7 protein-coding genes are annotated in these 7,684 nt (G+C 42.3%); all 7 read left to right on the top strand.

Annotated features, from left to right (window positions below; all coding sequences use genetic code 11):
• Window positions 1–163: 163 nt before the first annotated feature.
• Window positions 164–502 carry a helix-turn-helix transcriptional regulator gene (locus DV872_RS25280; protein ID WP_114632756.1) on the top strand — a complete coding sequence of 113 codons (339 nt, stop codon included), beginning with the start codon at window positions 164–166 and terminating at the stop codon, window positions 500–502.
• Complete coding sequence (locus DV872_RS25285) at window positions 480–2,219, top strand: sensor histidine kinase (protein ID WP_158547182.1); 1,740 nt, start codon at window positions 480–482, stop codon at window positions 2,217–2,219. The genes DV872_RS25280 and DV872_RS25285 overlap by 23 nt, the downstream gene beginning before the upstream one ends.
• Window positions 2,203–3,225: a galactose ABC transporter substrate-binding protein gene (locus tag DV872_RS25290; RefSeq protein WP_158547183.1), complete on the top strand. Its 1,023-nt coding sequence runs from the start codon at window positions 2,203–2,205 to the stop codon at window positions 3,223–3,225. The genes DV872_RS25285 and DV872_RS25290 overlap by 17 nt, the downstream gene beginning before the upstream one ends.
• A gap of 126 nt (window positions 3,226–3,351) precedes the next feature.
• Window positions 3,352–4,359, top strand: coding sequence for a galactose ABC transporter substrate-binding protein (locus tag DV872_RS25295; protein ID WP_114632759.1), 1,008 nt, complete (start codon window positions 3,352–3,354; stop codon window positions 4,357–4,359).
• 151 nt (window positions 4,360–4,510) lie between these two features.
• Complete coding sequence (locus tag DV872_RS25300) at window positions 4,511–6,034, top strand: sugar ABC transporter ATP-binding protein (RefSeq protein ID WP_114632760.1); 1,524 nt, start codon at window positions 4,511–4,513, stop codon at window positions 6,032–6,034.
• Complete coding sequence (mglC, locus tag DV872_RS25305; RefSeq protein WP_114632761.1) at window positions 6,031–7,056, top strand: galactose/methyl galactoside ABC transporter permease MglC; 1,026 nt, start codon at window positions 6,031–6,033, stop codon at window positions 7,054–7,056. The genes DV872_RS25300 and mglC overlap by 4 nt, the downstream gene beginning before the upstream one ends.
• A 155-nt stretch (window positions 7,057–7,211) precedes the next feature.
• On the top strand, window positions 7,212–7,676 hold the full coding sequence (locus tag DV872_RS25310; protein ID WP_114632762.1) for an AEC family transporter: 465 nt from the start codon (window positions 7,212–7,214) through the stop codon (window positions 7,674–7,676).
• Window positions 7,677–7,684 lie beyond the last annotated feature (8 nt).

Raw genomic sequence — 7,684 nt, forward strand, 5'->3', positions numbered from 1 at the left:
CCTCTGTATATCGTTTCGACATATTGGACTTCTCATTATTCTCTATCATCTAAACCCTCACATCTATTATATCTGGAAATTATAATGTGTCCGAGTAATTACTGTCTGAAACAGTGTAGCCTATCCAATTCTTCGTCTCAGGGAACTTAATCTCAGCAATAAAATGACCAATTCTCAACGTATGCTGGATAATGCAGTGAACTTTATGGAGAAGAATTATACTGACCCAAAGATTTCCATGGAGTCGGTGTGTGATGAGATGGGAATGTCCATCTCTTATCTGAGTCTTCTGTTCAAGAAAGAGAAGCAGACTACCTTTGTAAAATACCTCACAATGATTCGTCTTGAGAAGGCAAAAGATCTTTTGGGACTGACCAGTGAGAAAATTATCGATATAGCAGGTAAGTGCGGTTATAATGAAGTGTATTACTTCAGTCACAGTTTTAAAAAATATACGGGAGTATCCCCCAAGAAGTATCGTGAAGAAATCAACGTATCCTGACCTGTCCATCGGACAAAGCATACTTATTTCAACTCTAGCTATTGTTACAATCGTCCTGATTATAACAGGGCTACTTTTTTATTCGACTTTTGCATCCCGGACAGATGAACTCATAGTAAGCCAGTCCCGGGAAATCAATAAACAAATTGTTCTCAACTACGAGAGTTATATCAATTCTATTATTGAGACAGCTAATTATATTCAGTCTTCGTCATTGAACCTGGACTTGAAGGATTCTTTTCGCCATCTGCAGGATATCTATATTCTGAACAGGGACAGCAAGAGAGATGTGGTCTCCATATATCTTTTTGATTCCTATGGGGAAATTCTTCTTGGCGGGTCCAGCCGCAGAAACCGTCATATTGAAGCAGAAATGGAACTCTGGTTTCAAAGTGCTTTGAAGGATGAGGGCATCTTCCATTTTTCGCCTCCCTATATACTGAGTGCACTGGATAATGAAGAGGTTATTTCAGTCTCCAAGTTGGTGGATTATCTTGATGGCGGTGTGCAGAGAAAGGGAGTTCTATTACTTGAATTGAATTTCAGAACAATTACGGACCTGGCAGAAAAGACAAATTTGGGAATAGGTGGTCATATTCTTATTCTTGATGATGAAGATTCTCTTATTTATTCTTCAACAAAAGAGCAGTCAATGGCTAGTGAGAGTCTCAGTCTTGCTCAGCAAAAGAATTTGGGTGGGTTTAAAGCCGAAATCAATTCCCTGGGAATGTATGGAAATATTAATACACTCTCACAGACCCGTTGGCGAATTGTTTCAATTTCTAATATTGATGATATCAGCAGGGCGCAGGATCAAATGTTCCTGATTCTGTTTCTTATTCTGTTCGGGAGCATCTGTGTTACAACGATTGTGGCGATTCTTATTTCAAGACGAATCTCCCGTCCTTTGAATATCTTAAAGAAATCAATGCTCCTTATTGAAAAAGGAGATTTTTACAATCGGGTTGAAGTCTCAGGACAAAAGGAAATTGTTCAGCTGGCAAATTCCTTTAATAGTATGATTGATGAAATCAGGTCTCTTATGGACCGGGTTGTTGATGAGCAGCGTGAAAAGAGAAAAACAGAACTGGTGGCTCTTCAGAATCAGATCAACCCTCATTTTCTATACAATACCCTCGACTCCATTGTCTGGCTGGCGGAGAATGAGAAGAGTGAAGATGTAATCACAACTGTAGTGGCTCTGGCCCGTTTTTTCCGGATCAGTATTTCCAAGGGGAAAAATTTTATCTCTGTCAGGGATGAAATCTCACATATCAGGAACTACCTGACTATTCAGAAAATCCGTTATACCGGTAAATTTGAGTATGTCGTTGAGATTGATAAAGAGATTTATGACTATCAGGTTATGAAACTTATCCTGCAGCCCCTGGTTGAAAATGCCATCTATCATGGTGTGGGAGAAGAAACCGGGCTTATAACCATAAGAGGGCATAAACAGGGACAGTTTCTGGTTTTTGAGGTTGAAAATTCCGGATATGGTATTCCCGAGGAGAAGATTAATCAGCTCTACCGTATTCTTGCCGGTGATGAAGAGGGGCACAGTGTCGGGCTCCGGAATGTGTATCAGCGCTTAAAACTGTATTACGGTGATGATGCTGATCTTATAATCAGCAGTGAGCTTGATGAGATGACAAATATTAAGTTAATGATTCCTGCGGGACTCCATAATGGGACTGATAATGAAAATAAGAAATAAAATCGGGGCAGTACTTTTTTTGATTATGGCTCTCTCATCCTGTGATAGCGGAGATAAAGAGGTCTCTCTTTTTCTCTATAACGAGGAAGATCTTTTTGTCAGGAAATTTTCCCGGCAGATTATCTCCATGGCCGGGAATTCATTTAATCTCCAGAGCTTTGATGCCCAGAACTCTCAGATTCTACAGAACGAGACAATTGAAAATCAGATAAATGAGGGATGTGATCTTATGCTGATCAATCCTGTGGACCGCCTTGGTTCCTATTCTATTATCAAGCGTCTTCGCAGTGAAGGTATTCCTGTAATTTTGTTTAACAGAGAACCTCTTCTGAAAGATCTGCTTCTCTGGGATAACACCTGGTATGTCGGTGCAAGGGCTGAACAGTCCGGTCAAATGCAGGCAGATCTGGTTATGGAGCTTTTCGGAGATGATCCGGAGAATCTTAATGAATATGACAGAAATAGAGACGGCCGTATTCAGACAATCATCCTTAAGGGTGAGCAAGGGCATCAGGACGCTGAAATCCGAACCTCCGAAGTGGTCCGCTCCTTTAGACTCAAGGGCTTTAATCTGGATATTCTGGCTACGGAGGTCGCCAACTGGGACAGAGATGAGGCCTATGAAAAAATGGGAGATCTGATCAAAACTTTTGACGGTGGGATAGAACTGGTCCTTTCAAATAATGACGCAATGGCTCTGGGAGCCATAAACAGAATGCGCCAGAGCGGAATGTTCGCCGACAGTAATGGAAATGGACGGGTTGACCGCCATGATGAGGACTGGATTCCGGTCCTGGGAATAGACGGTATTGATCAGGCAGTGGAACAGATTCAGGAAGGTTTTCTCTATGGAACAGTTCTTAATGATTCAGCCACTATGGCCAGAGCAATAATTGAACTTGCTGAGGCTGTCCTCTCTGAGAAATCATTGGATGAGCTCTCTTTTTCCATAGAAGAGGGAAAATATATCTGGATTGACTACCAGGTCTTCACTCTGGAAAATTAATCCAAAAAAAAGCCATTATTAGAAAAATTTATAAAAACACAAGAATATATCACATTGTGCTCTGGCATATCGATGATAACATCAATGTATACATATGATATTTACTATCAAAGGAGTATGCATTTTATGAAGAAAACGATTCTTATCGTACTTATTGCCAGTATCGCAATGTTAACTGGTTGTCAGAAAAAAGCTGATGATGGAAAAGTTGTTATCGGTGCTAACATCTATAACTTCCAGGACAATTTTATGAACGGTGTTATGAAACCTGTTCTTGAGAGCTATGCAGCCGAAAAGGGTGCTGAAATCCAGGTTGTTGACTCTGAAGGTCAGCAGGCTACTTTGAACAATCAGGTTGATATTTTCATCACAAAGGGTGTTGATGTTCTGGCTATTAACCTTGTAGATCCCGCGTCTGCTCAGTCCATTATCGACAAGGCAAAGAAAGCTGATATTCCCCTTATCCTTTTCAACAAGGAAGGATCTAAAGAAGCTATGGCTTCCTATGATAAGGTATGGTACGTAGGTACTGACTCTGCTGAATCTGGAATTATTCAGGGACAGATGATGGTAGCTGACTGGAAAGCCAAACCCGAAATGGACCTTAACGGTGACGGAACTGTTCAGTACGTTATGCTGAAAGGCGAGCCCGGTCATCCCGATGCAGAAGCAAGAACCAGAGAATCTGTAAAAGCTTTTACAGATGCCGGTATCAAAGTTGAGCAGTTGGCTCTCGAAGCAGATCCCAACTGGTCTACACAGCACGGAAATGACAAGATGGCAGCATGGCTGACATCTTCTTTCGGAAAAGACATTGAGCTGGTAATCTGTAACAATGACGGAATGGGATTTGGTGCCATCACAGCTATGAAGGCTGCCGGTGTAAGACTCCCTATCTACTCTGTAGATGCTCTTGATCAGGCTCTGACTCACATTGCAGAAGGCGAACTGGACGGTACTGTTCTTAATGACGGTAAAAACCAGTCTATAGCAACTCTTGATCTGGCAATCAATGTAGCCATGGGTAAAGCTCCTACAGAAGGAACTTCATGGAAACTGACTACTGACGGTGCAAAGGCTGTTCGTGTTGCGTATGTCGGTGTAACTCCCAATAACTACCAGGATTTCAGATAATCACTGATTCTGTTTTAGTTTAGTGTTTATGTTTGCAGAAGCATCCAGGTGGTGCTTCTGCAATCTTTTTTATGATTAATGAATTTAATGCTATTATTGTTACCTTGTATATTGCAGATCAAATCTGTATTTCCAGAGAGAGGTGGTTCTTTTGCAAGAAGAATATTTATTGAGAATTAAGGATGTCAGCAAGTCGTTTTCCGGCGTTAAAGTACTGAAAAAAGTATGCCTGAATATACGTGCCGGGTCTGTTCATTCTCTCATGGGGGAAAACGGAGCAGGAAAGTCCACCCTGATGAAATGCCTCTTCGGTATTTACAGACAGGATGAAGGTGAATTTTTCCTTGAGGGAACACAATTTAACTTCGAGGACCCCAAGCACGCCCTTGAACATGGTGTCTCCATGGTGCACCAGGAGCTGAACCAGGTTGTTCAGCGGACAATTATTGATAACATCTGGTTGGGACGATATCCAAAAAAACATCTCTTTGTAGATGAAAAGAAGATGTATGATGATACCAAGGCTCTGTTCCGGCGCCTGGATATACATCTTGATCCACGGACAAAGCTGGATAAATTATCTGTTTCCCAGAGGCAGATGGTGGAGATTGCCAAGGCTGTATCATATAACGCCAAGGTCATTGTATTGGATGAACCAACATCTTCACTGACTGATAATGAAGTTAAAATGCTTTTCGATATCATTACTGTACTTAAAACAGAGGGTGTTGGAATTGTATATATTTCCCATAAAATGGAAGAGATCTTTGAGATTTCCGATGAAGTTACTGTACTACGTGATGGTAACTATATCGGTACTGATTCAATCGAAGAACTGACCATGGAAAAGATTGTAAACATGATGGTCGGCCGGGATCTGGAAGAACGTTTTCCTCCCAAAACCAATGTACCCGGAGAGGTGCATATGTCGGTCAAAAACCTTACAACCAGGTATAGACCTGTTATTAAGGATGTGAATTTTGACCTGCGCAGAGGTGAGATCCTCGGTGTCGCCGGACTGGTGGGAGCTGGTAGAACTGAAATGCTGGAAGCACTGTTCGGAGCCAGAACCTTGGAAAGCGGAGAGATATATATCGACGGGTTAAAGATTGACAATTCTACTCCTCATAAGGCTATCAACAACCATTTTGCACTTTTAACTGAAGAGAGAAGAGAGACAGGAATCTATCCTGTTGCTGATATTACATTTAACTCAACCATATCCAATGTACAGGCATACAAGAATAAATTCGGTTTTCTTGTAGACCAGAAGATGAAGGACGATACTGATAAACAGATTGGGAATATGAGGATTAAGACTCCCAATAGAAAGGAGCTTATCCGTTCTCTCTCCGGAGGTAATCAGCAGAAGGTTATTATCGGCCGATGGCTGCTGACCAATCCTGATGTACTGCTCCTCGATGAACCCACAAGAGGTATCGATGTAGGGGCCAAGTTTGAAATCTATCAGCTGATTATTGATCTCGCCAACAGCGGGAAATCGGTTATTGTGGTTTCATCTGAAATGCCTGAACTCCTTGGTGTCACCAATAGAATCATGGTTATGAGTAATGGATTGGTTTCGGGTATTGTAAATACTGACGAAACAACGCAAACAGAGATTTTTAATCTTTCAGCAAAATATCTGAATAATAATAGAGAGGCCGAAGTATGAGTACAATTGGGGATAAGCTCTTCAATAAAACAAAAGACGAGTGGAAGGATCTGTTGATTAACAATGCTATCTACATCGTTATTTTTACAATAATTATGATTGTTGTAATCAGAGAACCCTCCTTTGTATCCATACCGGTACTCAGGAATATTCTGACACAGTCAGCCGTTCGTCTGATTCTGGCTTTTGGTGTTGCAGGAATTATTATCCTCCAGGGAACAGACCTTTCTCTTGGACGTTCTGTAGGGTTTGCAGCTGTTGTTTCAGCTTCATTACTGCAGAGACCAGACTATGCCGGACGTTTCTATCCTGACATGGCACAGCTGCCTCTCTTCGTACCCCTTTTAGTGGCCATGGCAGTTTGTGTCGTCTTTTCGGCCATCAACGGTTGGGTTGTTGCAACATTTAAGATTCACCCCTTCCTTGCCACCATGGGTATGATGATCACCTTGTACGGTATCCTCTCTATCTATTTTGCATCCGGTGCTCCCGGTCCCCAACCCATAGGAGGGCATGACACCCGTTATGTGGAACTTGTCACCGGACAGACCATGGGGGTTCCTAACCTTGTTCTCATTGCCGCAATAACCGCGGTGATAATATGGGTGCTCTGGAACAAAACAACCTTTGGTAAGAATATGTATGCTGTTGGTGGAAATCCCGAAGCTGCCAATGTTTCGGGTGTAAATGTAACCAGAACAACAATCCTGGTTTATGTCCTTGCCGGTGTTATGTACGGTCTGGGCGGATATCTTGAGGCTGCCCGTATAGGTTCCGCCAACAACGGTACAGGATTCGGTTATGAGCTTGATGCCATCGCCGCCTGTGTTGTCGGCGGTATCTCCTTCTCAGGTGGTATAGGTAAGGTTTCCGGTGCAATTGCCGGAGTTCTGATGTTTACCATTATCTCCTATGGAATGACATTCATCGGATTGGACCAGTACTACCAGTACATCATCAAGGGTGTCATAATTGTAGTTGCCGTATCTCTGGATGCCAAGAAATATTTAAAGAAAGTCTGATCCTTATCAGCTCCTTATTGTCTTTTTCGGGCTCCCTGCATCTGCCGGGAGTCCTGTTTTTTTATAAGACTTTTTCTCCGGAAGTCCGGGAGCTCTGAGAAGGAGATTTTCCTGACTGTCTTGAACCCTTATAATTATTAAATGATAATACTCTCATGCACATACCTTTTTTAATGAGTCTTACTGTCATTCTCCTGGGTTATTTCCTTAAACGTATCGGATTCCTTGAAGCCGAGCACAGCAGGCTGCTCTCGAAGATGGTTATGAATATTACCTTTCCGGCACAGATCCTGGTAACCATTTCAACCGCACCCCTGAGTACGGATCTGTTTATTCTTCCATGGATTCCCATTTTTTCTGCAATCATTGGATTCAGTCTGGGCCTGATCTTATTTAGAAAACTTCCCTCAGATACCAAAGGGCTGATGCTTATGGCTACAATGGGGCTGAATATCGGACTCTTTGCTTTTCCCATACTGCAGGGACTCTTTGGAGATCTGGTGTTACCCGCCCGCCAGCACTTCCACCACCTGACAAGCTTGGTTTCCACCACTCGACAGTCAGCTCTGCAGAATGTGAACACACTGCATTACCAACTGACGACCAATGGAAAATCATAGAGTCAATT

The sequence above is a fragment of the Oceanispirochaeta sp. M1 genome, assembly GCF_003346715.1.
Taxonomy (GTDB): domain Bacteria; phylum Spirochaetota; class Spirochaetia; order DSM-2461; family DSM-2461; genus Oceanispirochaeta.